Genomic DNA, 26,747 nt, shown 5'->3' with positions numbered 1-26,747 from the left:
GCTCATCTACCCCCGGCGACCCGTGGTGCATCCGTGATCCGATTCGACAACGTCTCCAAGGTCTACCCCAAGCAGACCCGCCCCGCACTCAGGGATGTCTCCCTCGAGGTGGAGAAGGGCGAGTTCGTCTTCCTCGTCGGGTCCTCCGGCTCCGGAAAGTCCACCTTCCTGCGGCTGGTCCTCCGCGAGGAGCGGACCAGCCACGGCCAGGTGCACGTCCTGGGCAAGGACCTCGCGCGCCTCTCCAACTGGAAGGTGCCGCAGATGCGCCGCCAGCTGGGCACCGTCTTCCAGGACTTCCGGCTGCTGCCGAACAAGACGGTCGCGGAGAACGTCGCCTTCGCGCAGGAGGTCATCGGCAAGTCCAAGGGCGAGATCCGCAAGTCCGTGCCGCAGGTGCTCGACCTCGTCGGGCTCGGCGGCAAGGAGGACCGCATGCCGGGCGAGCTGTCCGGCGGCGAGCAGCAGCGCGTGGCCATCGCGCGCGCCTTCGTGAACCGGCCCAAGCTGCTGATCGCGGACGAGCCCACCGGCAACCTCGACCCGCAGACCTCGGTCGGCATCATGAAGCTGCTCGACCGGATCAACCGGACGGGCACCACCGTGCTGATGGCCACGCACGACCAGAACATCGTGGACCAGATGCGCAAGCGCGTCATCGAGCTGGAGCAGGGCCGCCTCGTGCGCGACCAGGCGCGCGGCGTCTACGGCTACCAGCACTGACCGCCCCCGCCATCGCGTCCGCCCCCGCGGACGTCCCCGGAAAGGCCTGAACAACACGCCATGCGCGCCCAGTTCGTACTGTCGGAGATCGGCGTAGGTCTCCGTCGCAACCTGACGATGACCTTCGCCGTCATCGTCTCCGTCGCCCTGTCCCTGGCGCTCTTCGGCGGGTCGCTCCTGATGAGCGATCAGGTCAGCTCGATGAAGGGCTACTGGTACGACAAGGTCAACGTCTCCGTCTACCTGTGCAACAAGAGCGACGCGGAGTCGGACTCCCACTGTGCCAAGGGCGCGGTGACCGCGGACCAGAAGAAGGACATCCTCACCGACCTCAAGAAGATGTCGGTCGTCGACACGGTCACGTACGAGTCGCAGGACGAGGCGTACAAGCACTACAAGGAGCAGTTCTCCGACTCCCCGCTGGCCGGCTCCCTCACGCCGGACCAGATGCAGGAGTCGTACCGCATCAAGCTGAAGGACCCGCAGAAGTACAAGGTCATCGCGACCGCCTTCGACGGGCGTGACGGCGTGCAGTCGGTGCAGGACCAGAAGGGCACCCTGGACAACCTCTTCGGGCTGCTGAACCTGATGAACCGGGCGGCGCTCGGGGTGATGGCGCTCATGCTCATCGTCGCCCTCCTGCTGATCGTCAACACGGTGCGGGTCTCGGCGTTCAGCCGTCGGCGCGAGACCGGGATCATGCGGCTGGTCGGCGCCTCCGGGTTCTACATCCAGGCGCCGTTCATCATGGAGGCCGCCGTCGCCGGTGTGATCGGCGGCGGGCTGGCCTGTGTGTTCCTCGTCGTCGGCCGGTACTTCACCATCGACCACGGCATGGAACTGTCCGAGAAGCTCAATCTGATCAACTTCATCGGCTGGGACGCCGTGTTGACGAAGCTCCCGCTGATCCTCGCCGCGAGTGTGCTGATGCCCGCCCTGGCCGCGTTCTTCGCGCTGCGCAAGTACCTCAAGGTGTGACGCACACGCCCCGTAGTGTGACGCACACCCCGCCGGGCCGTACGGTCAACCGACCGTACGGCCCTTCGCGTTCCCCTAGACTCACCGCCATGTCAGGCCGTGACCTGTTCTGTCAGCCCCGCCGTGTCGGCCGCGGGGCCGCCCTGACATTGGTGTTCGCCGGCGTCCTCGTCGCCGGAGCGGCGACCGGTTCGCTGCCGCAGCAGTGGGGCGAGGGACACCCGCGTTCCCCGGGCGCCGCCGCGGCCCCCGCCCCGGCCCCCGCCGGACGCGCCGAGGCCGTGACGCGGGCCGCCGAGGAGGCCGCCGCGGACGGCAAGTCCCCGATGGAGGCCGCCGAGCGCGCCGTGAGCCGCAGCGGCGACCGCTGGGCGGCGGTCTACTCCGAGGGCGAGTACGAGGAGTTCGAGGACTCCCTCGACGGCCGGTACACCGGCGTCGGGCTGGAGGCGCGGCGCGAGCGCGACGGCCGGATCGAGGTGACCAGCGTGCAGTCCGGCTCCCCCGCCGCCGACGCCGGGGTCCGTGCGGGCGACCGGCTGCGCAGCGTCGACGGACGGTCCGTGGACGGCCTCCCGGTCACCGACGTCGTCTCCTTACTGCGCGGTGACGCGAAGGACGCGCGCGCGGGCACCGCCGTCCGTCTCGGCCTGGAGCGCGGCACGCGCGCGTGGACCGAAACCGTGCGCCGGGTGCTGCTGTCCACGGACTCCGTCGCCGTCCACCGGCTCTCCGGCGGCATCACCGTCATCACCGTCGCCGCGTTCACCAAGGGCGTCGGCGACAGCGTCCGCGGCGCCGTCGAGCACGCCCCGCCCGGCGCCGGCATCGTGCTGGACCTGCGGGGCAACTCCGGCGGACTGGTCACCGAGGCCGTCACGGCTGCCTCCGCCTTCCTGGACGGCGGTCTCGTCGCCACCTACGACGTCGACGGCGACCAGCGCGTGCTGCACGCCGAGGCCGGCGGCGACACCGTCCGCCCGCTGGTCGCGCTCGTCGACGGCGGCACCATGAGCGCGGCCGAGCTGCTGACCGGCGCGTTGCAGGACCGGGGCCGCGCGGTCGTGGTGGGCTCGCGGACCTTCGGCAAGGGCTCGGTCCAGATGCCGCGCCGGCTCCCCGACGGCTCGGTCGCCGAGCTGACCGTGGGGCACTACCGCACCCCGTCGGGCCGTGCCGTCGACGGCCGGGGCATCACCCCCGACCTGGAGGCGGACGACGGGGCGCTGAAGCGGGCGGAGACCGTGCTGAGCGGCCTGGGCGACGCGTCCTGAGCGTGCCGCGGGCGACCGCGTAATCGGCTTTCCCTCGGACCGCCTCCGGATGCGAAAATGGCGGGACTATGAGCAAGGGAATGTACGTACCCAAGGAGTCCCAGCCGAAGCAGGGCGGGGCCGCCCCGTCCGGCAAGGCCAAGGACGGCAAACGCAAGATCGTCGCGCAGAACAAGAAGGCCCGGCACGACTACGCGATCGTCGACGTCTACGAGGCGGGCCTCGTCCTCACCGGCACCGAGGTGAAGTCGCTGCGCCAGGGCCGCGCCTCGCTGACCGACGGCTTCGTGCAGATCGAGGGGGACGAGGCGTGGCTGCACGCCGCCCACATCCCCGAGTACAGCCAGGGCAGCTGGACCAACCACTCGGCGCGCCGCAAGCGCAAGCTGCTGCTGCACCGCGAGGAGATCGACAAGCTCGCCGTGAAGTCGGAGGAGACGGGACACACGATCGTGCCCCTCGCCCTCTATTTCAAGGACGGCCGGGCGAAGGCCGAGATCGCGCTGGCCCGGGGCAAGAAGGAGTACGACAAGCGGCAGACCCTGCGGGAGAAGCAGGACCGCCGGGAGACGGACCGGGTGATCGCGGCGGCCAAGCGGAAGCAGCGGGACGCCTAGCGAGCGGCCCGCGGGGAATACGGTGGCATCGGCGTGCGTTGGTCACGTACGATGGCACCTGTGCCCCGCAGTGGGCACGGGCCCTCCTCGGAGGGATTGAAAAATCAACATGGGGATGATCGGTTTCGACAGCGACTGTCGAAGCAGGGGAAGCGTGTCGAGGAAGCGGCAATGATCTCGTAAACCATATGTCGCAAAAAATAATCGCCAATATCAAGAGCGATTCCCAGTCCTACGCCCTCGCTGCCTAATAAGCAGTGAGTGTAGGACCCTAATGGGTGTCAGCCCGGAAGTGTTCCCGATCCGGATCCTGGCATAATCTAGGGGACTAAACCATCGAGCCCGGTCACGGGGTTCGATGGGAAATCAAACAGTGACTGGGCCCGTCGGCGACTTGTTCGCGTGATCGCCGGGGCCGAGAAAATCACAGCGAACTGCACACGGAGAAGCCCTGATTCTGCACCGTTGGACGCGGGTTCGATTCCCGCCATCTCCACTCATCCCATGTGACATGAAGACCTCGCCCCCCAGGGGCGGGGTCTTTTTGTGTTCGGCGGCACCGGCCCCTGGGGCGCCGGCACCCACCCGCACGTGACGGCCCCCCGCGGCGGCGCGAGGCGACGACTGCCTCGGAATCCGGGGAGCGTCAAGACGTCAAGGCAGCGCCCGGAAGCCCTCTCCTCTCCAGGGGTACCGGCTCCCGGCGACGCTGACGCCGGCCTGAGGGCAGGCCGTCCACGGCTGGACACTCCCCGGATTCCGACGCAACGGGCATTTAGCCCCTCGCGTCAGGTGTCTTTCCGGCCATGCCTGGGCCGCTGCCCCCGGACCTCCCCGATCCGGCCCCTTTGTCCCCTGTGTCACCCCTGCGGCGAAAGAGCCTGGTCCCTCGGCTCGCGCCGTCCTCGTCCGCTGTGCGGGCCGGCGTGAAGGTGTCGAAACGGGGTGCGGGTGGCCCGTTCAGGGGCGGTTTTCGGCCATAGGCATGAACATGACTTCTGACCATAAGTGACACATCGCGCACGCGGGGTTCATGTCTGCGCTAGATTCGTCGACCTGAGCGCAATGGGGTAAATGGGGCGCGAGAGCCGGGTGGGGGCCTGGTTTCATCGGCTGTGCTCAGGGTCGTGGCGCACCCAGAACTGTTCCGTGGGGGGAAGTGCGCAAGTGAAGAATTGGCCAGAAGACGCCCAATCGAAGTGGCCCGAGGCGGCACCGTCCACTCGGGACGTGCCGGTCGTGGGGGCAGCATCCCAGAGCCTTTCCGGGGCCGGGGGGCAATCCCTGATGTCCGCCCCCGGAGAGGGCGGAAGGTACCGGTCCTTGTTGGATGTACCGCCCGAAAGCGCCCCGCTCGCGACCGCGCGAGTTTCGAACGGGCTTTCCGAAAACGAACGGTCGAGCGATCTGCGGGATCCCTGGTGCGAGCCGCCCGCCGGCACGGACGCCGGTGACGGCGCCGCGGACGAGGTGACGGTCCAGCTCGATCCGCTCCAGCAGGGGCGGACCGACGGCTCGGACGCCGCGTCCGACGTCCCGGTGTTCGTCGACGAATCGGGCCGGCGCAGCCGCACGTTCCGCCGCATCGGCATCCTCGTGGGCACCGCCTGCGGGGCCTACGCCGTGGTCATCGTGGCCGCACTGCTGTCGGGCAACGCCGGTGCGCCCTGGCTGCCGCTGCCCGTGCCGGGCCAGGGCGACGACAAGCCCGCGGCCGGCAAGGTCGACAGCACGCCCGCACCGGACGGCTCCGGTACCGCGCGGCCCGGAATGCCCCGTCCCGGTGTGCCGGGCGGCACGGGGGCCACCGCCTCCGCGACGGGGGCGGCGCCGGGCAAGCCGGGGGCGAGCGCGGGGCCGACGGCCTCGGGCAGCGCGGCTCCGTCGGCCGGGGCGTCCGCGGCGGCACGTCCGGCGGCGAGCGGGTCCGCACGTCCGAGCGCCGGGCCGACGGCCTCGGCCTCCGCGGCGCCCGGCCCCAGCAGTCCGGTGATCGCGCCGACGCCGTCCGCACCGCCGCCCGCGTCCTCACCGGCCGCCTCGCCGCCGGCCGAGTCCTCGCCGTCCCCGGCCGGCGGGGCCTCCACCACCGTCGCCGGCGGCCCGCAGGAACCGGCCCCGGCGGCGTCGAGCCCGGCAGCGTAGACGGGCCCGCCGGGACACCGGTTCGGTGTCCGGGACGTCGCTTCGAGCCCGACGCGGGCTCGCGGCCCGTCCCGTTCCGTCCAGCGGCTGCGGCTGCGGGACGACAGGCCGGCCCCGGACACCGCACCGGCGTCCTGCGCGCCCGTGTCGGCGCGGCGCTCAGGTCCCGCGGCGCGGCCCACCGGCCCGCGTCCGCGTGCGAACCGGCGACCCGAACCCCGGCGGCCGTCGGTCACACCGTCCCACCGGGCGGTTCGGCGCCCGCCCGGCGGTCCGCCCGGCGGTCCGAACCATGGCTGCCTCCCGCTCGGCCCTCGCCTCCGACCCCTCGCGGCCGGAACCCGGACGTGCGACCGCGACCCGGTCCGCACCGCCCGGCACCCCTCCGCATCGGACGACCGGCTCCGAGGTTCGGCCGTTGACTCGCGGATCCGACGGCCGACTCCGGCCCCGGAGTCCGGAGGCGTCCCGCTCGCGGGGCCGCCCGGACCCGCTGGCACCTCCGGCGGCGACCCGGCCCACACCGGGAACTGCCGGAGGCTCCGGGGTGGGGGCGGCCGGGACACCCGGGTGGGGTCCGGGACTTGAGTCCGGGGCCTGGGGCCGAGATCAGGGGGCGGGGTGTGAGTTCCGGGCCGGGCTTGAGTTCCGGGCCCGGCCCAAGTCCCGGGCCGGGATCGAACCCCCGGCTCAGGGACCCGAGTTCCGAAGCGGAGTCGAACTCTCGGCTCAGGGAGCCGAGTTCGGAACCGGGGTCGACCCCAAGGCCCTCACCCTCCGCCCCGCACCACCAACCTCGCCGCTCACCGTCCCCGCCGCGGCCCGACCACCGCCCTCCCGCCCCAGCCCGGCCCCCGCCTCTCCGTCCCGCCTCGAACTTCCGTAGTCCCGTCCGCCCGTCCGCCCGTCCGCCCGTCCGCCCGTCCGCCCGTCCGCCCGTCCGCCCGTCCGCCCGTCCGCCCGTCCGCCCGTCCGCCCGACCGCCAGATCGCCCGTCCGCCAGATCGCCCGCCCGCCAGTCCTCCCCCGTCCCCCCGACCGCCTCACGCCCCTTCCGTCTCACCACCCTTCCGCCTCACGCCCCTTCCGCCTCACCACCCCTCCGCCCGTCCGTCCTCTCGTCCCCGGAGAACCACCTCTCATGGCACCACGTACCAGCCGTCGTTCGGCCCGGCGTTCCCCCGTCGGGCAGCCCGCGCACGCGACCGGCGGGCCGGCCGCGCCCGTCTCCTCCCCGCCGGGGAGCCTGTCGGGGGGCGAGCCGCCCGGTGGGCGGCGGGCCGCCCGGCGGTCCGGGGGGCGGCAGGCCCGCGGGCGGGGCCCCGGGCACGCGGCCGGGGGCGACCCCCGGGGTTCCGAGCCGTCCGCCCCGCGCCGGAGGCTGGTGCCGCTGCGGCTGCGCCATCTGCTGCCGCTGCTCGTGCTGTTCGCGATGATGGCGATGCTGATGCTGCGCGGCTACGTGCACAGCGAGATCCTCGCCGACTACCGCATCCGCCCCGAGGCCGCCTCCGACAAGGTGCCGGAGAAGATCCTCGACGGCGGCCCGGTGGTCGACACCCGCGGCGGCCGGCAGACCGGCCTGGAGGTGCCGGACCACCGGATCGTGCTCACCTTCGACGACGGCCCCGACCCGAGGTGGACCCCCGAGGTCCTCGACGTCCTGAAGAAGCACCACGTCCACGCCGTCTTCTTCATCACCGGCACCATGGCCTCCCGCTATCCCGACCTGGTGCGGCGGATGGTGGACGAGGGCCACGAGATCGGGCTGCACACCTTCAACCACCCCGACCTCTCCTACCAGTCGAAGAAGCGCATCGACTGGGAACTCACCCAGAACCAGCTGGCCCTGGCCGGGGCGGCGGGCATCCGCACGTCCCTGTTCCGGCCGCCCTACTCCTCCACCGCGGACGCCCTCGACGACGCGTCCTGGCCGGTCACCGAGTACGTGGGAAGCCGCGGCTACCTCACCGTCTTCACCACCGCCGACAGCGAGGACTGGCAGCGGCCGGGCGTGCGGCAGATCATCCGCAACGCCACCCCGAAGGACGGCGAGGGCGCCATCGTCCTCATGCACGACTCGGGCGGCGACCGCCACCAGACCGTCCAGGCCCTCGACGTCTACCTGCCCCGGCTCCAGGCCGACGGGTACCGGTTCGAGAACCTCACCGAGGCCCTGCACGCGCCCAGCGCGCACACCCCCGTCACCGGGCTCGACCTGTGGAAGGGCAAGGCCTGGGTCTTCCTGGTCGCCGCCTCCGACGACATCACCGGCGTCCTGGTCGTCGGCCTCGCCGTCATCGGAGTCCTCGTCTTCGCCCGCTTCGGCCTCATGCTGCTGCTGTCCGCGATCCACACCCGCCGGACCCGGCGCAAGGGGTTCGTCTGGGGGCCCGACGCGCCCGTCACCGAACCGGCGTCCGTGCTCGTCCCGGCCTACAACGAGGCCAAGTGCATCGAGAACACGGTGCGTTCGCTGATGAGGAGCGAGCACCCGATCGAGATCCTCGTCATCGACGACGGCTCCAGCGACGGCACCGCCCGCATCGTCGAGGACCTCGGCCTGCCCGGCGTCCGCGTGGTCCGGCAGCTCAACGCCGGCAAGCCCGCCGCCCTCAACCGGGGCATCGCCAACGCCCGGCACGACCTCATCGTCATGATGGACGGCGACACCGTGTTCGAGCCGGCCACGGTCCGCGAGCTCGTGCAGCCGTTCGCCGACCCCAGGGTCGGCGCGGTCGCCGGCAACGCCAAGGTCGGCAACAAGGACACCCTCATCGGCGCGTGGCAGCACATCGAGTACGTGATGGGCTTCAACCTCGACCGCCGCATGTACGACGTCCTGCGCTGCATGCCCACCATCCCGGGCGCCGTCGGGGCGTTCCGGCGCAGCGCGCTCGACCGCGTCGGCGGCATGAGCGACGACACCCTCGCCGAGGACACCGACATCACCATGGCCATCCACCGGGACGGCTGGCACGTCGTGTACGCGGAGAAGGCGCGCGCCTGGACCGAGGCCCCCGAGTCCGTCCAGCAGCTGTGGTCGCAGCGCTACCGCTGGTGCTACGGCACCATGCAGGCCATCTGGAAGCACCGCCGGGCCATCGTCGAGGGGGGAGCGTCGGGCCGCTTCGGCCGCGTCGGCCTGCCCCTCGTCTCGCTGTTCATGGTGGTCGCCCCGCTGCTCGCCCCGCTCATCGACCTCTTCCTCGTCTACGGGCTGCTCTTCGGGCCGACGGGCAGGACGGTCGCCGCCTGGTTCGGCGTCCTCGCCGTCCAGGCCGGGTGCGCGGCCTACGCCTTCGTGCTCGACAAGGAGCGGCTCACCCCGCTGATCTCCCTCCCGCTCCAGCAGATGCTGTACCGCCAGCTGATGTACATCGTGCTGCTCCAGTCCTGGATCACCGCCCTCACCGGCGGCCGGCTGCGCTGGCAGAAGCTGCGGCGCAAGGGCCAGGTGGCCGCCCCGCCCGGCGCGCCGGCCATGAGCACGGACGGAGGAACGGCCCTGTGAGCAGCCGTCCGCCCCACTCCGCCGAGACCACGGCCGAACTGCCCGAACTGCCCGGACTGGCCGGACCGCCCGAGCCGCCGGGATCCGCGGCGCGCGACACCGTGCCCGCGCCGCGCCGGGACGAGGCGGGGGAGGCCGGCGGGAAGAGGACGGGCGGCGGCGGGCGCGACCGCTACTTCGACCTCCTGCGCGCCGTCGCCCTCTTCCGCGTCGTCCTCTACCACCTGATGGGCTGGGCCTGGCTGCCCGTCGTCTTCCCCTCGATGGGCGTGATGTTCGCCCTCGCCGGCGACCTCATGGCGCGCTCGCTGAGCAGACGGCCCGCGCTGGAGGTCGCGCGCGGACGGCTGCGCCGGCTGCTGCCCCCGCTGTGGCTGCTGGGCGCGGTCGGCGTGACGGGCATGCTGGCGGGCGGCTGGAGCCCGGACGCCGAGGGGCGTCCCGGCTGGTGGTGGTTGCACCTCGCCTACTGGATCCTGCCGGTGAGCGACCCCCCGTACGCCGAGGGCCTGCCCGGCGTCCACGGGCTGATCGGCGACGACTGGGGCTCCGACCTGGGCGTTCCGCTCTGGTACATCCGCGCCTACCTGTGGTTCGTGCTGCTCTCCCCGCTGCTGCTGCGCGCCCTGCGCCGACTGCCCTGGCCGACGGTCCTCGCACCGGTGGCGCTGTGCGCGGCGCTGGAGTTCGGCGCGCTGACGGTGCCCGGCTGGCGTCTGGGGTCCGCTCTCAGCGACTTCGGCACGTTCGGCGCGTGCTGGCTGCTGGGCATGGCGCGTCACGAGGGCGTGCTGCGCAGGCTGCCCCGCTACGTCGTCCCGTCCCTGGCCCCGGCGGTCGCCGCCGTCGGCCTCTGGTACGCGCTGAGCCACGACCTGCGCGAGGGGCACGACCTGGACGACATGCCGTTCGGCCAGTCGCTGTGGTCGTTCGCGGCGGTCCTGCTCCTTCTGCACATCAGCCCGTCCTGGAGCGAGTGGCCGCCGCGGCTGCGCCGCTGGGACCGGCTGATCACCCTGCTCAACTCCCGTGCCGTCACGATCTATCTGTGGCACAACGTGTGCATCACGGTCGTGGAGGGGCTGTGGGACCGCCTCTGGGGCGTCCCGTGGCTGGAGACGGACGCCCCCTGGATCCTTCAGAGTCCGTGGCCGCAACTGCCTGCGGTCTGGCTGCTGACGGCGGTCTGCGTCGTCTGCTTCGGCTGGGTCGAGGACCTGGCGGCCCGCCGCAGACCCCGCCTGTGGCCGGACGGCCGGACGGGCACGCACCGCGCCTGACCAGGGGCGCCGACCCGCGCGGGGGCGTGGCCGAACGGTCGCGCCCCCGCCGGCCGTTCCGGAGCAAAGGCCAGGTCGCACCGGGTCGGCCGCCTCCCGCGGGCGTCGCGGGCGTGTGGAAGACTGCCCGGCGTCGCGCAAGTGCACAGTGGTCCGGCGGTCCGACGGTCCGGCCGGTGGGGGAGATGAGTGCCGGTGAGCAAGCGGCAGGTGCGGAGCATGCTGCGGTCGGTGGCGGGGGGCGGGCCCGTCGAGCTGACCAGCCCGATGGCCTCGGTGAAGAAGCTGGCCCGGCTCGCGTGCGTGGCCCAGCAGTTCGGCTACGAGTACGTGGACGTGCGGCACGGCGGGTCGCGCAACAGCGCGCTGAAGATGCTGATCGTCCCCGATCCGAGCCCGCAGGCCCGGGCGCGGGCCGCCCAGAACTGGGCGCGGTACCCGAACGCCCATGACGGCGTCTCCGTGCCGCCGCCGGCCCCGGACGCCTTCGCCCTCCTCAAGACGCGCATCACCTTCGACCTGACCGGCCGGAGCGCGGAGCGGCGGATGGGGTACGGCGTGCTGGGCGGCACCGCGGGCTGCGCGATCCTCGGGCTGCGGCTCGGCGGCACGAGCGACGACTTCGTCGTCTCCTTCGTCGTCTGGGTCGCCCTGATGGCCGTCTGCGGCATCGGCTTCGTCGTCAACCGCCGCCGCCACGCCGGGGCGGCCGCCCGGCTGCGGGCCGCGGGGTTCGTCGCGGTGACCGACGCGGACGGGCAGGCGCGGTACCTGACGCCGGCCATGGCCGCGAGCCAGGGCCAGAACCCCTACGGCACCGGCCTTCCGTCCCAGGCCCCCGCCACCCACGCCCCCGCCGGCCCGCCCGGCCCGTACGCCCAGCCCGCGCCCGCCCCGTACGTCCAGGCCGCCCCCGGCCCGTACGCCCAGCCCGGCCTCGACCCGTACGCCCAGCCCGCGCCCGCCCCGTACGCCCAGGCCGCCCCCGGCCCGTACGCCCAGCCCGGCCTCGACCCGTACGCCCAGCCCGCCCCTGGCCCGTACGCCCAGCCCGGCCCCGACCCGTACCCCCAGCCCGGCCCGTACGCCCAGCCCACGCCGTACGCCCAGCCCCAGCCCGGCCCGTACGGGCAGCACCCGTACCCCCAGCAGCATGCGCAGCCCCCCGCCCAGCAGCCGTACGGGCAGGTCCGGCCCCAGCCCCAGGCGCACCCGCAGCAGCCCCCGCCCGCCCCGTACCCGCCTCGGCCTCCCCACCCCTACGGGCAGCCACCGCAGGGCTGAGCGCGCGCCGCGACCTCTCACCGGGCCCGTCCGCACGGTGAGAGCAACGTTCCTTTCCGGTCACCCACAGCCACAGCGCGGAAACGCGCCCTCCCTACCTTCGGGACTCATCACCGCTCATCCCCCCGGACCACCCGAGCCCGGAGCACGTGGAGGCGTCATGACAGCCCCGAGTACAGCCCCGAGTACAGCCCCCGAACCCCCGTCGCCCGTGAGGAAGGGGGGCCGCTGGATCGAGGAGTGGGACCCGGAGAACGAGGCGTTCTGGAACGAGAAGGGCGAGAAGGTCGCCCGCCGCAACCTCCTGTTCTCGGTCCTCTCCGAGCACATCGGGTTCTCGATCTGGACCATGTGGTCGGTGCTGGTGCTCTTCATGGGCCCGGAGTACGGCCTCACCCCGGCCGACAAGTTCCTGCTGACGTCCATGGTGACGCTGGTCGGCGCGGTCGTGCGGGTGCCGTACACCTTCGCCGTCGCGCTCTTCGGCGGACGCAACTGGACGATCATCTCCGCCGCTCTGCTGCTGATCCCCAGCGTCGCCGCGTTCGCGGTGATGGAGCCGGGGACCTCGTTCACCACGTTCCTGCTGGTCGGCCTGGTCGCGGGCATCGGCGGCGGCAACTTCGCCTCCTCCATGACCAACATCAACGCCTTCTTCCCCCTCCGCAAGAAGGGGTGGGCGCTGGGGCTGAACGCGGGCGGCGGCAACATCGGCGTGCCGGTCATCCAGCTGATCGCCCTCGCCGTCATCGGCGCGAGCGGCGGGCCACGCGTGCTGCTCGGCATCTACATCCCGCTGATCGTCGTCGCCGCCACGCTCGCCGCGCTGTACATGGACAACCTGGCGACCCTGAAGAACGACGCCGGCGCGGCGATCGAGTCCGCGAAGGACGCGCACACCTGGATCATGTCCTTCCTCTACGTGGGCACGTTCGGCTCGTTCATCGGCTACAGCTTCGCCTTCGGGCAGGTGCTGACCAACCAGTTCGGACGCACGCCCCTCCAGGCCGCCTACCTCACCTTCATCGGCCCGCTGCTGGGCTCGCTGATCCGCCCGGTGGGCGGCAGGCTTGCCGACCGGTACGGCGGCGCGCGCATCACCCTCTACAACTACGTCGGCATGGGCGCGGCCACCGCCGTCCTGGTCTTCGCCAGCATGCAGAAGTCGCTGCCCCTCTTCGTGGCCGTCTTCGTGGTGCTGTTCGTGCTGACCGGCCTCGGCAACGGCTCGACGTACAAGATGATCCCGGGCATCTTCCAGGCGAAGGCCGTCGCCCGGGGCCTGGAGGGCGAGGAGGCCGCCGCGTACGGTCGCCGGCTGTCCGGCGCGTCCATGGGACTGATCGGCGCGGTGGGCGCGCTCGGCGGCGTCGCCATCAACCTGGCGTTCCGCCAGTCGTTCCTCTCCTACGGCTCCGGCACCGGCGCGTTCGTCGCCTTCCTCGCCTTCTACGCGGCCTGCTTCGCCGTCACCTGGGCCGTATACCTTCGCCGCCCGGCGGGCAGGGTGACCGCGTCCAGCTCGGCATCCGAGGCGGAGCCCCAGCTCAGCTATGCGGAGGTGTGACGTAACACCGGCGACATGAAGCCGAACCGAGCCTGTCACGCGCCGTTGACAGGCTCGTCGGCATGCAGGCGGGAACGCGAACCTAGCGGGACGAGAACTATGGACGAGGAACAGCAGCAACCGGCCACCGCCCCCCGGGGCGCCGGCGAACACGGGCCCCTCGCGGGCTTCACCGTGGGCGTGACGGCCGCGCGCCGGGCCGAGGAGCTCGGTGCGCTGCTCCAGCGACGCGGGGCGGCCGTCATGCACGCGCCCGCCCTGCGGATCGTGCCGCTCGCCGACGACGGCGAGCTGCTCGCCGCCACCAAGGACCTCATCGACCAGGCGCCCGACGTCGTGGTCGCCACCACGGCCATCGGCTTCCGTGGCTGGGTCGAGGCCGCCGACGGCTGGGGGCTCGGCGAACAGCTGCTCGCCCGGCTCGGCGGCGTCGAGCTGCTGGCCCGCGGGCCCAAGGTCAAGGGCGCGGTGCGGGCCGCGGGGCTCACCGAGCAGTGGTCGCCGTCCAGCGAGTCCATGGCGGAGGTCCTCGACCGGCTTCTGGAGGAGGGCGTCGAGGGCCGCCGGGTCGCCGTCCAGCTGCACGGCGAGCCGCTGCCCGGGTTCGTGGAGTCGCTGCGGGCCGCGGGCGCGGAGGTCGTGGGGGTGCCCGTCTACCGGTGGATGCCGCCGGAGGACATCGCGCCGCTCGACCGGCTCCTGGACGCGGCCGTCTCGCGCGGGCTGGACGCGATCACCTTCACCAGCGCGCCCGCGGCCGCCTCCCTGTTCTCGCGCGCGCAGGAGCGCGGGCTGCTGCCCGAACTGCTCCGCGCCCTGCAGCACGACGTGCTGCCGGCCTGTGTCGGGCCGGTCACCGCGCTGCCGTTGCAGGCGCGGGGCGTGGACACCGTCCAGCCGGAGCGGTTCCGGCTCGGGCCGCTCGTGCAGCTGCTGTGCCAGGAGTTGCCGGGGCGGGCCCGGGTGCTGCCGGTCGCCGGGCGCCGGGTGGAGATCCGGGGGCAGGCGGTGCTGGTGGACGGGTGCCTGCGGCCGGTGCCGCCGGCCGGGATGTCGTTGCTGCGGGCGCTGGCCCGGCGGCCGGGCTGGGTGGTGCCGCGGTCGGAGCTGCTGCGGGCGCTGCCGGGCTCGGGCAGCGACGAGCACGCCGTGGAGACGGCGATGGCCCGTCTGCGCACGGCCCTCGGCGCGCCGAAGCTGATCCAGACGGTGGTCAAGCGGGGCTACCGTCTGGCCCTGGACCCGGCCGCGGACGCGAAGTACGCGGACGCCTGACGGGTCGGCGGGATCGGGGGGTTCCGGTCGGGGCCGGGGCCGGGCACTGTGGAGGGGGACGGATTACTCAGGGTGCTCCTCGGCTGGCGGTGACGCGCGCATGGACGAGCTGCGGTTCGACGCCGGACGGATCTGCCTCGACCTGCTCGCGACCGCGCACCCCTGCGAACGCCTCGACTCCGTCGGGTCGTTGTGCGCGTGGATCCACGGCTGCGGGCTCGTCCCGCCGGACACCCCGCTCACCCGCGCCGACGCCGCCTGGCCGCCCGCCTTCCGGGAACTTCGCCGCTCGGTCGGCCAGTTGGTGCACGGCCGGCTCGCCCAGAACGGCTCCCCGCCCCACGGCGGCGTCCCGGCCCACCACGACGGCGCCCTGGCCCGGGTGAACGAGGCGGCCCGCGCCGCGCCCCCCACCCCGCGCGCGGTGCGCGGCGAAGACGGCTCGCTCGTGCGGGCGTTGGACGGAGCGCCCGGATGCGCCGCGCTGCTGGCCGCGGTGGCCCGGGACGCGGTGGAGCTGCTCACCGATCCGGTGGCCCGCACGGGGCTCAGGCAGTGCGCGGGGGACAACTGCCCCCTCGTCTACGTCGACATGTCCCGGGGGCGGCGCCGGCGCTGGTGCTCCAGCGAGGTCTGCGGGAACCGGGAGCGGGTCGCGAGGCACCGCAGACGGGCGGCGCTCGCCCGCAGTTGACGGTGCGTCGGCGCACAACCCGCTGCCTGGTATGCGGCTTTCGTGCGGTGCAAGAGCGGAATCCGGGACGTGATTTCGATTACACACAGTTTACCCGGGCCGGTCGGCGGGCAGTCGGCCCGATCTTGTCGATGTGGCGGAAATGTAAAGAAAAGACGGTGGGAATGTGCCCCCATGTCCGCCTCGTCATGACACCCGGAAGAAAAGTGTCCCCTTGTTTTGAACACTCCACACCCCGTCTGCGTACCCGTCGTCGAGCGACTGACTGGGGGAACCCCCGGACACCGGAGGTGGGCGTGCGCAAGGATGCGGCCGTGGCCAATGAACGTGGATCGAGGGCCCGACATCGCATGTCCCAGCCCTCGGAACCTGACGAGGAGCTGATGCGTGCTCTGTATCGGGAGCATGCCGGACCCCTGCTTGCGTATGTCCTGCGCCTGGTTGCCGGAGACCGCCAGCGCGCCGAGGACGTCGTGCAGGAGACGCTGATCCGTGCCTGGAAGAACGCCGGCCAGCTCAATCGGGCGACCGGTTCTGTACGCCCCTGGCTGGTGACGGTCGCACGCCGCATCGTCATCGACGGCCACCGAAGCCGGCAGGCCCGGCCGCAGGAGGTCGACCCGTCGCCGCTGGAGGTCATTCCTGCGGAGGACGAGATCGACAAGGCGCTGTGGCTGATGACGCTGTCCGACGCGCTCGACGACCTGACCCCGGCCCACCGGGAGGTGCTCGTCGAGACGTACTTCAAGGGGCGTACCGTCAACGAGGCGGCTGAGACGCTGGGCATACCCAGTGGCACCGTGCGCTCCCGGGTGTTCTACGCCCTGCGGTCGATGAAGCTGGCTCTGGAGGAGCGGGGGGTGACGGCGTGATGAGCAGTTACGGGGGATTCGGAGCAGGTGGTTCGGGTATGTCTGGTCCCATGCAGGGGTCAGTGGGGTCTCCGAGCCCGAGCGAGCACGAGACCGTCGGCGCCTACGCCCTCGGCATCCTCGACGACGCCGAGGCAACCGCTTTCGAGATGCACCTCGCCGGATGCGAGTGGTGCGCCCAGCAGCTCGACGAGCTGGCCGGGATGGAGCCGATGCTGGCCGCCCTCGCGGACCTGCCGGGCACCGGCACACCCGCGATCGGCGACTCCCTGTCCGCCCGGCCCAGCCCGCGCCTCGCGGAACGCCTGGTCGACGAGGTGTCCGAGCGCCGCGCGCAGAAGCGCCGCCGTTCGTTCTTCCTGGTGGCGGCCGCGGCCGCGCTGATCATCGGCGGTCCGCTCACCGTCCTCGCGGCGACCGGCGACGACGGGGGCAAGGGCGTCGAGGCGAGCGCCACGAAGTCCGCGAACACCGCCAAGTCGACCTTCGACACGCTCGCCAGCCGCGTCTCGGCGACCGACCCGGCCTCCAAGGTCTCGGCGACCGTCGCCATGGGCGAGAAGACCTGGGGCACCGAGATCGGCGTCGAGCTGAAGAACGTGTCGGGCCCGGAGAAGTGCTCGCTCATCGCCGTCGGCAAGAACGGCGAGCGCGAGACGGTCTCCTCCTGGTCGGTCCCCACGTGGGGATACGGGCTGCCGAACGCCAAGACCGAGCAGGCCAAGAACCCGCTCTACGTCATGGGCGGCGCCGCCTTCAAGGCCAACGAGATCGACCACTTCGAGGTCATGACCTTCGAGGGCAAGAAGCTCGTCCAGATCGACGCGTAGCCGCGCATGGCTTCGCGGGCCCCCTTCGCGTACGGTTGACGGCTGCCCAGCACGTCAGAAGGGGGCCCGGTGGCCGTTCAGGCACAGCAGGAGACCGCGGTCGGATCGGTCCGGGAAAAAGCGCCGGATTCGGTGCGGGACCGAGAGATCAACGTCGAACAGGAACACCTCGACCGGGTGTACCGACGCCTCGAGGAGAAGATCCACGAGGCGGAGTTCCTCATGAACGACGCCGCCCGGCGCGGGCAGGTCGGCACGCCCGGCGCCCTCGCCGAGCGGGACGCGCAGGTGTTCCGCGCCGGCGTCCACCTCAACCGGCTGAACAACGAGTTCGAGGACTTCCTCTTCGGACGGATCGACCTGCTCCTCGGCAAGGACGGCAAGAAGGGCGCGGACGGCGCCTACACCGCCGTCGAGCCCGCGGAGGGGGCCGTCCGGCCCGACGACACGGCCGACATCGCCGAGACCCTCCACATCGGCCGGATCGGCGTCCTCGACTCCGAGTACGCGCCGCTGGTCATCGACTGGCGGGCCCCCGCGGCCGCCCCCTTCTACCGGTCCACCCCGGTCGACCCGGGGCGCGTCGTGCGACGCCGCGTGATCCGCTCCAAGGGACGGCGCGTCCTCGGCGTCGAGGACGACCTGATGCGGCCCGAGCTGAAGGCCTTCCTCGACGGCGAGCAGCTGCCCGTCATCGGCGACGGCGCCCTCATGGCCGCCCTCGGCCAGGCCCGCGGCCACACCATGCGCGACATCGTCGCCTCCATCCAGGCCGAGCAGGACCTCGTCATCCGCGCCCCCGCCGCCTCCGTGACCTACGTCGAGGGCGGCCCCGGCACCGGCAAGACCGCCGTCGCCCTGCACCGGGCCGCCTACCTGCTCTACCAGGACCGGCGCCGGTACGCGGGCGGCATCCTGATCGTCTCGCCCACCCCGCTGCTCGTGGCCTACACCGAGGGCGTCCTGCCCTCGCTGGGCGAGGAGGGCCAGGTCGCCGTCCGCGCCATCGGCTCCCTCGTCGACGGCGCCGAGGCCACCCAGTACGACTCCCCGGCGGTCGCCCGGGCCAAGGGCTCGTACCGGATGCTGAAGGTGCTGCGCAAGGCCGCGCGCGGAGCCCTGGAGAGCGGCGACGCCGGCCGGGGCCCCACCCGCCCGGTCCAGCCGACCCTCGACATGTCCGACGAGTCCGACGAGCCCGGCGCGTCCGGGGGGACGGCCGCGCCCGCCGGCACCCCCACCCGCCTGCGCGTCGTCGCCTTCGGCCGCCGCCTGGAGCTGGAGGCCGCCGACCTCGACCGCGTCCGGCAGAGCGCCCTCAGCGGCACAGCCCCGGTGAACCTGCTGCGCCCGCGCGCCCGCAAGCTCCTCCTGGACGCCCTGTGGGAGCGCTCCGGCGCGGCCGGCCGGCACAGCGACCCCGAGCTGGCCGCCGAACTGCGCTCCTCCTTCGACGAGGACGTGAGCACCGAGGACGCGTTCATCGCGTTCCTCGACGCCTGGTGGCCCGAGCTGACCCCGCGGTCCGTCCTGGCGGCCATGGCCGACGAGCGCAGGCTCGGCCGCTGGGCCCGCCGCATCCTCAACCCCGGCGAGGTCCGCAAGGTGGCCCGCTCCCTCAAGCGCGACGGGCTCTCCGTGCACGACATCGCCATGCTCGACGAGCTCCAGGCGATCCTCGGCACCCCGGCCCGCCCGCGCAGGAGACGCGAACTGGACCCGCTGGACCAGCTCACCGGCCTGGAGGAGCTGATGCCGGTGCGCGAGGAGACCCAGCGCGAGCGCGCCGAGCGGCTCGCCCAGGAGCGCACCGAGTACGCGCACGTCATCGTCGACGAGGCGCAGGACCTCACCCCCATGCAGTGGCGCATGGTCGGCCGCCGCGGCCGGCACGCCACCTGGACGGTCGTCGGGGACCCGGCCCAGTCCTCCTGGTCGGATCCCGACGAGGCGGCGGAGGCCCGCGACGAGGCCCTCGGCTCCCGCCCCCGGCGCCGCTTCCGGCTGACGGTGAACTACCGCAACCCGGCCGAGATCGCCGAGCTGGCCGCCCGGGTGCTGGCGCTGGCCATGCCGGGCTCCGAGTCCCCGTCGGCGGTCAGGTCGACGGGTGTCGTGCCCCGGTTCACGGCCGTCCGCGGCTCCCTGGCGTCGACCGTGCGCGCGGAGGCCGAACGCCTCCTCGAACGGGTCGACGGGACCGTCGGCGTCGTCGTCGCGATGAACCGCCGGGAGGAGGCCAGGCGCTGGCTGGCCGGGCTCGGCGACCGCGTCGTGGCCCTCGGCAGCCTGGAGGCCAAGGGCCTGGAGTACGACGCCACGGTCGTCGTCTCGCCCGCGGAGATCGCGGACGAGTCCCCGGCCGGCCTGCGGGTGCTGTACGTCGCCCTGACCCGGGCCACCCAGCAGCTGACCGTGGTGTCGGGGGACCGGGACGAGCCGGACGCGAACGGCGTGCCCGACCTCCTGCGGGACTGAGCGAGCGCTCCCGCCCGGATTCGTCGCGACGAAGTGCGCGGACGGGAATGGCGTTCGGGCATCCGTTTGTTAGCCTGGACGTGACACCGGCTCGATCCAAGCCCCCGGGCCCAACCTTCGTCGCTACGAGCGACCACTTGCCGCGAGGCGAGCATGGCGGGCCGGTGTCGTGAACGACGGAGAGGCCCACGCCACCTGGTGGCGTGGGCCTCTCCTCTGTGCGGGTCCGGACCCGTCCGAGAACAAAACGATCGCAATCAGGGGCGGCTTTCACGTACTCGCCGGTAGGTGCGACGATCGGACGGCAAACCCGCGATCCAGCAGTGCAGAGGAAGTCGGCCATGGCAACGGCGCCCAGCGTCTCCTACTCGATGACGGTCCGGCTGGAGGTGCCCGCGAGCGGAACCGCGGTCTCCCAGCTCACCACGGCCGTCGAGTCCAACGGAGGCTCGGTGACCGGCCTCGACGTCACCGCCTCCGGCCACGAGAAGCTGCGCATCGACGTCACCATCGCGGCCACCTCGACCGCGCACGCCGACGAGATCGTCGAACAGCTGCGCCACATCGAGGGCGTCACCCTCGGCAAGGTCTCGGACCGTACCTTCCTGATGCACCTCGGCGGCAAGATCGAGATGCAGTCCAAGCACCCCATCCGCAACCGTGACGACCTGTCCATGATCTACACGCCGGGTGTGGCCCGCGTCTGCATGGCGATCGCCGAGAACCCCGAGGACGCGCGCCGCCTCACCATCAAGCGCAACTCCGTTGCGGTCGTGACGGACGGCTCGGCCGTGCTGGGCCTGGGCAACATCGGCCCGAAGGCCGCGCTGCCCGTCATGGAGGGCAAGGCGGCCCTCTTCAAGCGGTTCGCCGGCATCGACGCCTGGCCGCTGTGCCTGGACACCCAGGACACCGACGCGATCGTCGAGATCGTCAAGGCCATCGCCCCCGGCTTCGCGGGCATCAACCTGGAGGACATCTCCGCCCCCCGCTGCTTCGAGATCGAGGCCCGGCTGCGCGAGGCCCTCGACATCCCCGTCTTCCACGACGACCAGCACGGCACCGCGATCGTCGTCCTCGCCTCCCTCACGAACGCCCTGCGTGTCGTGGGCAAGGGCGTCGGGGACGTGCGGGTCGTCATGTCGGGCGCGGGCGCGGCCGGCACGGCCATCCTCAAGCTGCTGCTGGCGGCCGGCGTCAAGAACGCGGTCGTCGCCGACATCCACGGCGTGGTGCACGCCGACCGCGAGGACCTCGTCGACGCGGCCCCCGACTCCGCGCTGCGCTGGATCGCGGACAACACCAACCCCGAGGGCCTCACCGGCACCCTGAAGCAGGCGGTGCGCGGCGCGGACGTGTTCATCGGCGTCTCCGCCCCGAACGTCCTCGACGGGGACGACGTGGCCGCCATGGCCGAGGGCTCGATCGTGTTCGCTCTCGCGAATCCGGACCCGGAGGTCGACCCGGCGGTCGCCCGCCGGACGGCCGCGGTCGTGGCCACCGGCCGCTCCGACTTCCCCAACCAGATCAACAACGTGCTGGTCTTCCCGGGCGTCTTCCGCGGCCTGCTGGACGCGCAGTCCCGCACCGTCAACACGGAGATGATGCTCGCGGCGGCCAAGGCCCTCGCGGACGTCGTGAGCGAGGACGAGCTGAACGCGAACTACATCATCCCGAGCGTCTTCAACGACAAGGTCGCGGGCGCCGTGGCCGGCGCCGTACGGGAGGCCGCGAAGGCGGCGGGCGCCTCGGCCTCGTAGGCTCTGTGGCATGGCCTGTGGGGGCCGCGGCGGCTGTGAGGATCGCCACGGCGGCCCCCGCGACGGCGCGTCGCGGAACCTCGCGCCGTGAGCGGCCCTCTAGGGTTGCGGCCTGGCGCGCCTTCGTGTGACACACATGGGTTGTCTCACGCCTGAGTGCGGGTGCCGGATTGGCTTTCCCGCCGCAGGTAGGGGCAGGATGCGTCCCTGGGCGCGAGCACATCGACTTCGCTGTGCCCCACATGCGGCTCCGCCGCGTGGCACGCCTCAACGGCAAGAAGAACACGGGAGTAACAACATGAACCGCAGTGAGCTGGTGGCCGCGCTGGCCGACCGCGCCGAGGTGACCCGCAAGGACGCCGACGCAGTGCTGGCCGCGTTCGCCGAGGTCGTCGGCGACATCGTCTCCAAGGGCGACGAGAAGGTCACCATCCCCGGCTTCCTGACCTTCGAGCGCACCCACCGTGCCGCTCGCACCGCGCGCAACCCGCAGACCGGCGACCCGATCCAGATCCCGGCCGGCTTCAGCGTGAAGGTCTCCGCGGGCAGCAAGCTCAAGGAAGCCGCCAAGGGCAAGTAAGCGCCTCCGCTGAGAACGCTGATGGGGCGGTACCCGGATTCCGGGTACCGCCCCATCGTGGTGCGTGCGCGGGGCCGGACGGCGCCTAGCCGAGCGCCTTGCCCGGCAGCTCGACCTTCGCGCCCAGCTCGACGAGTTTGTCCATGAAGTTCTCGTAGCCGCGGTTGATCAGGTCGATGCCGTGCACGCGCGAGGTGCCCTGGGCCGCGAGGGCGGCGATCAGGTACGAGAAGCCGCCGCGCAGGTCGGGGATGACGAGATCGGCGCCCTGGAGCTTCGTGGGGCCCGACACGACCGCGGAGTGCAGGAAGTTGCGCTGGCCGAAGCGGCAGTTCGAGCCGCCCAGGCACTCCCGGTAGAGCTGGATGTGCGCGCCCATCTGGTTGAGCGCGGAGGTGAAGCCCAGCCGGGACTCGTACACCGTCTCGTGGACGATCGACAGGCCCGTGGCCTGCGTCAGGGCCACCACCAGCGGCTGCTGCCAGTCGGTCTGGAAGCCGGGGTGCACATCCGTCTCCAGCGCGATGGACTTCAGGTGGCCGCCGGGGTGCCAGAAGCGGATGCCCTCGTCGTCGATCTCGAACGCGCCGCCCACCTTGCGGTAGGTGTTCAGGAACGTCATCATCGACCGCTGCTGGGCGCCGCGGACGTAGATGTCGCCCTCGGTCGCCAGCGCCGCGGACGCCCAGGAGGCGGCCTCCAGCCGGTCCGACAGCGCCGCGTGGTTGTAGCCGCCGAGCTTGTCGACGCCGGTGATGCGGATCGTGCGGTCGGTGTCCATCGCGATGATGGCGCCCATCTTCTGCAGCACGCAGATGAGGTCCTCGATCTCCGGCTCGACCGCCGCGTTCGCCAGCTCGGTGACGCCCTCCGCCAGGACCGCCGTCAGCAGCACCTGCTCGGTCGCGCCCACCGACGGGTACGGCAGCACGATCTTCGTGCCGCGCAGCCGCTGCGGGGCCTCCAGGTACTGGCCGTCCGCCCGCTTCTCGATCTTCGCGCCGAACTGGCGCAGCACGTCGAAGTGGAAGTCGATCGGCCGGCCGCCGATGTCGCAGCCGCCCAGGCCCGGGATGAAGGCGTGGCCCAGGCGGTGCAGCAGCGGGCCGCAGAACAGGATCGGGATGCGGCTGGAGCCCGCGTGGGCGTCGATGTCGGCGACGTTGGCGCTCTCGACGTAGGTCGGGTCGAGCACCAGCTCGCCCGGCTCCTCGCCCGGACGGACCGTCACCCCGTGCAGTTGCAGCAGGCCGCGTACGACCCGCACGTCACGGATGTCCGGCACGTTGCGCAGCCGGCTCGGCTCACTGCCCAGCAGGGCGGCGACCATGGCCTTGGGTACGAGGTTCTTCGCACCGCGGACCCGGATCTCGCCCTCGAGCGGGGTTCCGCCGTGGACAAGCAGTACGTCGTCAGAGCCGTTGACGGTCATGTGTCTCGCGTTCCATGGATGGTGGACTGGGGCAGGGGCCGTTGGGTGGGGGCAGGGCCAGAGGAGACAGAGTAATCGCCGTCCACCCCTGTGCCGTAAGCCCGAGGACGGTCCCGGGACGTCATGGCTGTGTCACAACACGAACCGTTTCCCGGCGGCCACGAGGGGTCACCGCCGGCCGCCCGTGCCACCGCGTGCGCCCGCGCCGCGCCCACGCGCCCGACCTGCCCGCACGCTCGGCCCCGCATCGGCTCCCCACATCACGGGAAGATGCGGGATCATGTCTGGCATGACCGAGGTGTCCTCGCTCACAGGACGGCTGCTCGTGGCAACGCCCGCCCTGGCGGACCCGAACTTCGACCGTGCGGTGGTGCTCCTCCTCGACCACGACGAGGAGGGCTCCCTCGGCGTCGTCCTCAACCGGCCCACGCCCGTGGGGGTGAGCGACATCCTGGAGGACTGGGCGGACCTGGCCGGCGAGCCGGGCGTCGTCTTCCAGGGCGGCCCGGTGTCCCTCGACTCGGCCCTCGGGGTCGCCGTCATCCCCGGCGGCGCGGCCGTGGACGGGGCGCCGCTCGGCTGGCGCCGGGTGCACGGCGCGATCGGCCTGGTCGACCTGGAGGCCCCGCCGGAACTCCTCGCCTCCGCTCTCGGCTCCCTGCGGATCTTCGCCGGATACGCCGGCTGGGGGCCCGGCCAGCTCGAGGACGAGCTGGTGGAGGGCGCCTGGTACGTCGTGGAGTCCGAACCCGGCGACGTCTCCTCGCCGGCGCCCGAGCGGCTGTGGCGCGAGGTGCTGCGCCGCCAGCGCAGCGAACTGGCGATGGTGGCCACCTATCCGGACGACGCCTCCCTCAACTGAGGCCGCCCTCCCGCGGCCGCCCGCCCGGGGGCCCGTCCACCCGAGGCGCGTGGGGATCACCGCCCGCCTTCAGTACGCTTGGCGCCATGAGCACTCTTGAGCCTGAGACCCAGCCCCAGCCCCAGCGAGGCACGGGGACGGGGACCCTCGTGGAGCCGACGCCGCAGGTGTCGCACGGCGACGGGGACCACGAGCGCTTCGCCCACTACGTCCAGAAGGACAAGATCATGGCGAGCGCCCTCGACGGGACGCCCGTCGTGGCGCTGTGCGGCAAGGTCTGGGTGCCCGGCCGCGACCCGAAGAAGTACCCCGTGTGCCCCATGTGCAAGGAGATCTTCGAGTCCATGGCGGGCGGCGGCGACGACAAGGGCAAGGGCGGCGACGGCGACAAGAAGTAGCCCGTTCACTTCCCCGAGGCCCTCGGGGCGCGCTCCGGCGCGTCCGGGGGCCTTCGGCGTGTCCGCGACCGCGCCGACCGCTCCGGCTCCCGTGTTCCCCCCGGGCGACCGCCGCGAGCCATTCCGATTCCCGTTCCCCTTGGCTTCCCCTTCGCTTCTGCTTCGCCTTCCGCTTCCCCTTCCGGGCCGTCTCGCCGATCATGTTCCGGGGTCTCGCGGCGCGTTCTCGACGCCCTTTTCGGCGTGCCCGCGGCAAGGGCCGCGGAAAGCGTTTCCGAGAGCTTTGCGGGAACCGCCGCGACAGGCCCCGCGGGCAGGCCGCGTGACACCGCGGAACGCGGCGTACGCGCCTTCTCCGGGGCGGCACGCACCGCCACGGCTGTCGCACTGGTGGTTTCTTCCGTACTCGCACAGCGACGGCCGGCCGGCGGGCCGGACGGAGCGGTCAGGGACTGATGATGGACCTCATTCCGGCGCCCCTGCGCGTCACCCGGGACCGGCGCGGCCTCGCTCGCCTGGACGCGGACACCCGGCTGGAGGCGGGCCCCGGCACCGAGGGCGTCGCGCGCTGGCTGCGGGCGACGGTCGGCGCGGCGACGGGCCTTCCCCTCCCCGGTCACGGCGACGGCGAGTCGCGCATCAGGCTGGCCGTGGACCCGGCGCTGCCCCCCGAGGGCTACCGGCTGGCCCTGGGCGGCCCCGACCGGCTGATCGCCGGCGGCAGCGCGGCCGGCGTCTTCTGGGGGGCGCAGACGCTGCGGCAATTGCTCGGCCCCGACGCCTTCCGCCGGGCACCGGTGCGCCCCGGCCGGCACTGGGAGCTGCCGAAGATCACCGTCGAGGACGAGCCCCGCTTCCGCTGGCGCGGGCTCCTGCTCGACGTGGCCCGGCACTTCATGCCCAAGGAAGGCGTCCTGCGCTATCTGGACCTGATGGCCGCGCACAAACTCAACGTCTTCCACTTCCATCTGACGGACGACCAGGGCTGGCGCGTGGAGATCCTCAGGCATCCGCGGCTGACCGCGATCGGGTCCTGGCGCTCGCGCACGAAATTCGGCCATCGTGCCTCGCCCCTGTGGGACGAGAGGCCGCACGGCGGCTTCTACACCCAGGACGACATCCGGGAGATCGTCGCGTACGCCGCCGAACGGCATATCACCGTCGTCCCGGAAATCGACGTGCCCGGTCACTCGCAGGCCGCGATCGCCGCGTATCCGGAACTCGGCAACACCGACGTCCTCTCCGCCCGGGGACGGGAAGGCGGCGCGCTCTCCGTGTGGGACACCTGGGGCATCAGCCCGCATGTCCTCGCCCCCACCGAGGACACCCTGCGTTTCTACGAGGGGGTGTTCGAGGAGGTGCTGGAGCTGTTCCCGTCGGAGTTCGTCCACGTGGGCGGCGACGAATGCCTCAAGGACGAGTGGCGGGCCTCACCGGCCGCGCAGGCGCGCAGGAGGGAACTCGGGCTCGCCGACGAGGACGAGTTGCAGTCCTGGTTCATCGGCCACTTCGACCGGTGGCTCTCCGCGCGCGGGCGCCGTCTCATCGGCTGGGACGAGATCCTGGAGGGCGGCCTCGCGCCGGGGGCGGCCGTGTCGTCCTGGCGGGGCCGCTCCGGCGGGATCGCCGCCGCGCGGGCCGGGCACGACGTCGTGATGTGCCCCGAGCAGCAGGTGTACCTCGACCACCGCCAGCACGACGGCCCGGACGAACCCGTCCCGATCGGCTACGTGCGCACCCTGGAGGACGTCTACCGCTTCGAGCCCGTTCCGCCCGAGCTGACGCCCGCGCAGGCACGGCACGTCCTGGGCGCGCAGGCCAACCTGTGGACCGAGGCGACGGAGGATCACACGCGCGTGGACTACCAGGCGTTCCCCCGGCTCGCCGCCTTCGCGGAGGTCGTCTGGAGCGGTCTGCCCGCACCGGCCGAGCGCGACGTCGCCGGCTTCGAGCGGCGCATGGCGGCCCACTACGGGCGGCTCGACGCCGTGGGGGTCGGCTACCGTCCGCCGTCCGGGCCCCGGCCGTGGCAGCGGCGTCCCGGCGTCCTCGGGCGTCCGATCGACGGGCCGCCCCCGAACCGGTGACGTCCTGCGCCCACGCGCGCGTGCGGGAGAAACCCCGCCAGGGTCACCGAAGAGTGGCAATTCGCGCACAGCGGCGATGCCGTGAGAAAACGGACCG

The 26,747-nt window shown here is 72.5% G+C and carries 20 protein-coding genes and 1 other RNA gene; 20 read left to right on the top strand and 1 reads right to left on the bottom strand.

Going from position 1 to position 26,747, the window contains the following annotated elements:
* The first annotated feature begins 33 nt into the window (after window positions 1-33).
* The 17 genes from ftsE to OG802_RS13685 all read left to right on the top strand — a co-directional run bounded on the left by ftsE (window position 34) and on the right by OG802_RS13685 (window position 21,871).
* The gene (gene ftsE, locus OG802_RS13765) at window positions 34-723 is read left to right on the top strand and encodes a cell division ATP-binding protein FtsE (RefSeq protein WP_020132390.1); all 690 of its coding nucleotides are present in this window, start codon (window positions 34-36) and stop codon (window positions 721-723) included.
* Window positions 724-783: 60 nt separating this feature from the next.
* Complete coding sequence (gene ftsX, locus OG802_RS13760) at window positions 784-1,701, top strand: permease-like cell division protein FtsX (RefSeq protein ID WP_329410488.1); 918 nt, start codon at window positions 784-786, stop codon at window positions 1,699-1,701.
* An 89-nt stretch (window positions 1,702-1,790) separates the two neighbouring features.
* Window positions 1,791-2,975 carry a S41 family peptidase gene (locus OG802_RS13755; RefSeq protein ID WP_329410486.1) on the top strand — a complete coding sequence of 395 codons (1,185 nt, stop codon included), beginning with the start codon at window positions 1,791-1,793 and terminating at the stop codon, window positions 2,973-2,975.
* A gap of 68 nt (window positions 2,976-3,043) precedes the next feature.
* Complete coding sequence (gene smpB / locus OG802_RS13750; protein WP_329410484.1) at window positions 3,044-3,592, top strand: SsrA-binding protein SmpB; 549 nt, start codon at window positions 3,044-3,046, stop codon at window positions 3,590-3,592.
* A 111-nt stretch (window positions 3,593-3,703) separates the two neighbouring features.
* Window positions 3,704-4,091, top strand: a transfer-messenger RNA (tmRNA) gene (gene ssrA, locus OG802_RS13745).
* 971 nt (window positions 4,092-5,062) lie between these two features.
* Window positions 5,063-5,737, top strand: coding sequence for a hypothetical protein (locus OG802_RS13740; RefSeq protein WP_329410482.1), 675 nt, complete (start codon window positions 5,063-5,065; stop codon window positions 5,735-5,737).
* A 1,432-nt stretch (window positions 5,738-7,169) separates the two neighbouring features.
* A complete protein-coding gene (locus tag OG802_RS13735; RefSeq protein ID WP_329417046.1) occupies window positions 7,170-9,251 on the top strand; it encodes a bifunctional polysaccharide deacetylase/glycosyltransferase family 2 protein in 2,082 nt (693 codons plus the stop codon).
* 101 nt (window positions 9,252-9,352) lie between these two features.
* Window positions 9,353-10,531 carry an acyltransferase family protein gene (locus tag OG802_RS13730; protein ID WP_329417044.1) on the top strand — a complete coding sequence of 393 codons (1,179 nt, stop codon included), beginning with the start codon at window positions 9,353-9,355 and terminating at the stop codon, window positions 10,529-10,531.
* 195 nt (window positions 10,532-10,726) lie between these two features.
* Window positions 10,727-11,815, top strand: a complete 1,089-nt coding sequence (locus OG802_RS13725; protein WP_329410480.1) for a hypothetical protein — start codon at window positions 10,727-10,729, stop codon at window positions 11,813-11,815.
* Window positions 11,816-11,975: 160 nt separating this feature from the next.
* Window positions 11,976-13,382: a nitrate/nitrite transporter gene (locus tag OG802_RS13720; protein ID WP_329410478.1), complete on the top strand. Its 1,407-nt coding sequence runs from the start codon at window positions 11,976-11,978 to the stop codon at window positions 13,380-13,382.
* 99 nt (window positions 13,383-13,481) lie between these two features.
* On the top strand, window positions 13,482-14,657 hold the full coding sequence (locus OG802_RS13715) for a uroporphyrinogen-III synthase (RefSeq protein WP_329410476.1): 1,176 nt from the start codon (window positions 13,482-13,484) through the stop codon (window positions 14,655-14,657).
* A gap of 100 nt (window positions 14,658-14,757) precedes the next feature.
* Window positions 14,758-15,351 carry a CGNR zinc finger domain-containing protein gene (locus OG802_RS13710; protein WP_329410474.1) on the top strand — a complete coding sequence of 198 codons (594 nt, stop codon included), beginning with the start codon at window positions 14,758-14,760 and terminating at the stop codon, window positions 15,349-15,351.
* A 350-nt stretch (window positions 15,352-15,701) separates the two neighbouring features.
* Entirely contained in the window at window positions 15,702-16,223 is a 522-nt protein-coding gene (locus OG802_RS13705; protein ID WP_010039908.1) for a sigma-70 family RNA polymerase sigma factor, read from the top strand.
* Between the two features lie 50 nt (window positions 16,224-16,273).
* Window positions 16,274-17,053, top strand: a complete 780-nt coding sequence (locus tag OG802_RS13700; protein WP_329410472.1) for an anti-sigma factor family protein — start codon at window positions 16,274-16,276, stop codon at window positions 17,051-17,053.
* Between the two features lie 69 nt (window positions 17,054-17,122).
* Window positions 17,123-19,531 carry a HelD family protein gene (locus OG802_RS13695; RefSeq protein WP_329410470.1) on the top strand — a complete coding sequence of 803 codons (2,409 nt, stop codon included), beginning with the start codon at window positions 17,123-17,125 and terminating at the stop codon, window positions 19,529-19,531.
* Between the two features lie 341 nt (window positions 19,532-19,872).
* Window positions 19,873-21,291: an NAD-dependent malic enzyme gene (locus OG802_RS13690; protein WP_329410468.1), complete on the top strand. Its 1,419-nt coding sequence runs from the start codon at window positions 19,873-19,875 to the stop codon at window positions 21,289-21,291.
* Between the two features lie 298 nt (window positions 21,292-21,589).
* Entirely contained in the window at window positions 21,590-21,871 is a 282-nt protein-coding gene (locus OG802_RS13685) for an HU family DNA-binding protein (RefSeq protein ID WP_086770499.1), read from the top strand.
* Between the two features lie 85 nt (window positions 21,872-21,956).
* On the opposite strand, the gene murA is transcribed toward OG802_RS13685, so the two are convergent.
* A complete protein-coding gene (murA, locus tag OG802_RS13680) occupies window positions 21,957-23,303 on the bottom strand; it encodes a UDP-N-acetylglucosamine 1-carboxyvinyltransferase (protein ID WP_256908909.1) in 1,347 nt (448 codons plus the stop codon).
* A gap of 289 nt (window positions 23,304-23,592) precedes the next feature.
* Between murA and OG802_RS13675 the strand changes: the two genes are divergently transcribed.
* The 3 genes from OG802_RS13675 to OG802_RS13665 all read left to right on the top strand — a co-directional run bounded on the left by OG802_RS13675 (window position 23,593) and on the right by OG802_RS13665 (window position 26,650).
* Window positions 23,593-24,165, top strand: coding sequence for a YqgE/AlgH family protein (locus tag OG802_RS13675; protein ID WP_256908918.1), 573 nt, complete (start codon window positions 23,593-23,595; stop codon window positions 24,163-24,165).
* Window positions 24,166-24,251: 86 nt separating this feature from the next.
* A complete protein-coding gene (locus OG802_RS13670; protein WP_329410464.1) occupies window positions 24,252-24,563 on the top strand; it encodes a DUF3039 domain-containing protein in 312 nt (103 codons plus the stop codon).
* A 455-nt stretch (window positions 24,564-25,018) separates the two neighbouring features.
* The gene (locus tag OG802_RS13665) at window positions 25,019-26,650 is read left to right on the top strand and encodes a beta-N-acetylhexosaminidase (protein ID WP_329410462.1); all 1,632 of its coding nucleotides are present in this window, start codon (window positions 25,019-25,021) and stop codon (window positions 26,648-26,650) included.
* The last annotated feature ends 97 nt before the right edge of the window (window positions 26,651-26,747 follow it).

This window comes from Streptomyces sp. NBC_00704, assembly GCF_036226605.1.
GTDB lineage: Bacteria > Actinomycetota > Actinomycetes > Streptomycetales > Streptomycetaceae > Streptomyces.
Note: the sequence above shows the minus strand (reverse complement) of the source record. Positions and strands in the feature narration are given on the sequence as shown.

Bases quoted from the DNA above. Each gene is read 5' to 3' on its own strand.
- ftsX (WP_329410488.1), top strand. From the start codon at position 784: ATGCGCGCCCAGTTCGTACTGTCGGAGATCGGCGTAGGTCTCCGTCGC.
- OG802_RS13755 (WP_329410486.1), top strand. From the start codon at position 1,791: ATGTCAGGCCGTGACCTGTTCTGTCAGCCCCGCCGTGTCGGCCGCGGG.
- smpB (WP_329410484.1), top strand. From the start codon at position 3,044: ATGAGCAAGGGAATGTACGTACCCAAGGAGTCCCAGCCGAAGCAGGGC.
- OG802_RS13735 (WP_329417046.1), top strand. From the start codon at position 7,170: ATGATGGCGATGCTGATGCTGCGCGGCTACGTGCACAGCGAGATCCTC.
- OG802_RS13720 (WP_329410478.1), top strand. From the start codon at position 11,976: ATGACAGCCCCGAGTACAGCCCCGAGTACAGCCCCCGAACCCCCGTCG.
- OG802_RS13715 (WP_329410476.1), top strand. From the start codon at position 13,482: ATGGACGAGGAACAGCAGCAACCGGCCACCGCCCCCCGGGGCGCCGGC.
- OG802_RS13710 (WP_329410474.1), top strand. From the start codon at position 14,758: ATGGACGAGCTGCGGTTCGACGCCGGACGGATCTGCCTCGACCTGCTC.
- OG802_RS13705 (WP_010039908.1), top strand. From the start codon at position 15,702: ATGTCCCAGCCCTCGGAACCTGACGAGGAGCTGATGCGTGCTCTGTAT.
- OG802_RS13700 (WP_329410472.1), top strand. From the start codon at position 16,274: ATGCAGGGGTCAGTGGGGTCTCCGAGCCCGAGCGAGCACGAGACCGTC.
- OG802_RS13690 (WP_329410468.1), top strand. From the start codon at position 19,873: ATGGCAACGGCGCCCAGCGTCTCCTACTCGATGACGGTCCGGCTGGAG.
- OG802_RS13685 (WP_086770499.1), top strand. From the start codon at position 21,590: ATGAACCGCAGTGAGCTGGTGGCCGCGCTGGCCGACCGCGCCGAGGTG.
- murA (WP_256908909.1), bottom strand. From the start codon at position 23,303: ATGACCGTCAACGGCTCTGACGACGTACTGCTTGTCCACGGCGGAACC.
- OG802_RS13675 (WP_256908918.1), top strand. From the start codon at position 23,593: ATGACCGAGGTGTCCTCGCTCACAGGACGGCTGCTCGTGGCAACGCCC.
- OG802_RS13670 (WP_329410464.1), top strand. From the start codon at position 24,252: ATGAGCACTCTTGAGCCTGAGACCCAGCCCCAGCCCCAGCGAGGCACG.
- OG802_RS13665 (WP_329410462.1), top strand. From the start codon at position 25,019: ATGATGGACCTCATTCCGGCGCCCCTGCGCGTCACCCGGGACCGGCGC.